Raw genomic sequence first — 2839 nt, forward strand, 5'->3', positions numbered from 1 at the left:
CGACACCGGCGCCGGCCGCCTGCCCGAGCCGGCCGATATCGCGCGTCTCGCGAGACTGCTGCTCGACGGCGGCGGCCTCCCGTGGGACCTGGCCGGCAAGCGGGTCGTGGTGACGTCCGGCGGTACCCGCGAGGAGATCGATCCGGTGCGGTTCCTCGGCAACCGCAGTTCCGGGAAGCAGGGACACGCGATCGCCGCTGTCGCGGCGGCGAGGGGAGCGAGGGTCACGCTCGTGACCTCCTCCGACCTGCCGGTGCCGGCGGCCGTGGAGGCGATCCACATCGACTCCGCCCGCGAGCTACGCGACGCCACCTTCGCCGCCGCGGCCGAGGCGGACGTGGTCATCAAGGCCGCGGCGGTGGCCGACTTCCGCCCGACGGACGTGTCGTCCTCCAAGCTCAAGAAGGGCACCGGATCCGAACCGGCCGAGATCCGGTTGGAACGCAATCCGGACATCCTCGCCGAGCTCGTCGCGGGCCGCGGGTCCGGGGACGTCCCCGCGGGCTGCATCCTGGTCGGGTTCGCCGCCGAGACCGGCGACTCCTCGGGATCGGTCCTCGACCACGGCCGGGCGAAGCTCGCCCGGAAGGGGTGCGACCTCCTCGTCGTCAACGAGGTCGGTCGCGGCACCACTTTCGGGCAGGACGTCAACGGCGGGTGGATCCTGGACTCCGCGGGCGGGGAGACGCCGGTGGACAGGGCGAGCAAAGATCTCCTGGCCAGCCGGATCCTCGACGCCGTGGTGTCCCGGGCCGCGGCCCCATCCGCGCGAACCACCACGGACCGCACCGACTAGTCTGTCCCCACGCGATCGACCGATCACACGCATCCGGCACCAGGAAGAGAGAACCACTGTGACGCAGGCACGTCGGCTGTTCACCAGCGAGTCCGTGACCGAGGGGCATCCGGACAAGATCTGTGACGCGATCTCGGACGCCATCCTGGACGCGATGCTGACGCAGGACCCCGAAGCCCGTGTCGCCGTGGAGACCATGGTGACCACCGGGATGGTGCACGTGGCCGGCGAGGTCAAGACGAGCGGCTACGTGGAGATCCCGCAGCTCATCCGCGAGAAGATCGTGGAGATCGGATACGACTCCTCCGACAAGGGTTTCGACGGCGTCTCCTGTGGTGTGTCGATCTCGATCGGGCAGCAGTCCCCCGAGATCGCCCAGGGCGTGGACACGTCGCACGAGGCACGGACCTCCGCCGACCCGGTCGAGGACGCGATCGCCCGACAGGGCGCCGGCGACCAGGGCCTGATGTTCGGTTACGCGTGCTCGGACACCCCTGAGCTCATGCCGCTGCCCATCGCTCTGGCACACCGCCTGTCACGCCGGCTGACCGAGGTCCGCAAGGACGGCACGTTGGCCTACCTGCGCCCGGACGGCAAGACCCAGGTGACCATCGAGTACGACGGCGACCGCGCGGTACGCCTGGACACGATCGTCATCTCGACGCAGCACGCACCCGAGATCGATCTGGAGACGACGCTGCGCGACGACCTCACCGAGCACGTCATCGGGCCGGTCCTCGCCGAGGCCGCGGCCGGTATCGAGACCGGCGAGTTCCGCCTCCTGGTCAACCCGACCGGACGGTTCGTGCTCGGCGGCCCGATGGGCGACGCCGGCCTGACCGGACGCAAGATCATCGTCGACACCTACGGCGGCATGGCCCGCCACGGTGGCGGCGCGTTCTCCGGAAAGGACCCGTCCAAGGTCGACCGCTCCGCGGCGTACGCCATGCGGTGGGTCGCCAAGAACATCGTCGCCGCCGGCCTGGCCGAGCGGGTCGAGGTCCAGGTCGCCTACGCCATCGGCAAGGCCGCCCCGGTCGGGCTGTTCGTCGAGGCGTTCGGGACCGAGAAGGTCGACATCGCGGCCCTGCAGGAGGCCGTCACAGAGGTGTTCGACCTGCGTCCCGGCGCGATCATCCGCGACCTGGACCTCAAGCGTCCGATCTACGCCGGGACGGCCGCCTACGGGCACTTCGGCCGGACCGATCTGGACCTCCCCTGGGAGAGGACCGACCGCGTCGACGAACTCAAGCGGGCCGTGGGGCACTGACGACCGTCCCGGTTGTCGGAGCGGGGTGCGAGAATCCGAGGCCGTGACCACGACGCGCCCAGCGGCCCGGGTCGCGGCGGCCACGGCCCCCGTGGCCCGGGTCCTGCCCCTGCTCGGGGTTCCGCATCTGGACCGGGAGTTCGACTACCTGGTCCCGGAGTCCCTGGCCGACCAGGCGGTACCCGGTACCCGCGTCCGTGTGCGGTTCGCCGGCCGCCTCGTCGACGGGTACCTCGTGGAGCGCTCGGACGAGACGGATCACCGCGGGGAGCTCGCGTGGCTCGAGCGCGTCGTCTCGCCGGAGCCCGTGCTCACACCGCAGTTGCTCCGGCTGGTCGACCTGGTCGCGCGACGGTGGGTGGGCATGCGCTCGGACGTCCTGCGACTGGCGATCCCCCCGCGGCACGCCGCGGCCGAGAAATCGGTGCCGGACCGCGAACCACCGCTGGGTGTGACGGAGGGCCCGGTCGAGATCCCGGTCGGCTGGGCCGACCACCCGATGGTGACGCGGTTCCTCGACGCGGCGACCGGGGGGGTCCCGGCCCGGGCCGTCTGGACCGTGCCGCCCGGACGGGACTGGGCGCGCGCACTCGCCGCCCTGGCGGACTCGGTCAGGCGGAGGGGCCTGCAGGTGTTGCTGATCGTCCCGGACCAGCGGGACGTCGACCGGTTGACCGCGGAGTGTCGGCAGATCGTGGGCGGGGGAGCCACGGGGCGGGACCTGGTGGTCGACCTGTCCGCGGGGATCGGCCCCTCGGCTCGGTACCGACGGA

At 71.7% G+C, this 2839-nt stretch carries 2 protein-coding genes and 1 pseudogene; all 3 read left to right on the top strand.

The window, feature by feature from the left end; all coding sequences use genetic code 11:
* The coding region (locus G6020_RS15200; protein ID WP_277815295.1) for a phosphopantothenoylcysteine decarboxylase at positions 1–796 on the top strand (796 nt) is incomplete at its 5' end.
* 58 nt (positions 797–854) lie between these two features.
* The gene (gene metK, locus G6020_RS15205; protein ID WP_182611193.1) at positions 855–2066 is read left to right on the top strand and encodes a methionine adenosyltransferase; all 1212 of its coding nucleotides are present in this window, start codon (positions 855–857) and stop codon (positions 2064–2066) included.
* Positions 2067–2109: 43 nt separating this feature from the next.
* A pseudogene (locus tag G6020_RS15210) lies at positions 2110–2839 on the top strand (primosome assembly protein PriA); the annotation flags it as partial.

The sequence above is a fragment of the Dietzia sp. B19 genome, assembly GCF_014145155.1.
In the GTDB taxonomy this organism is placed as follows: Bacteria; Actinomycetota; Actinomycetes; order Mycobacteriales; family Mycobacteriaceae; genus Dietzia; species Dietzia natronolimnaea.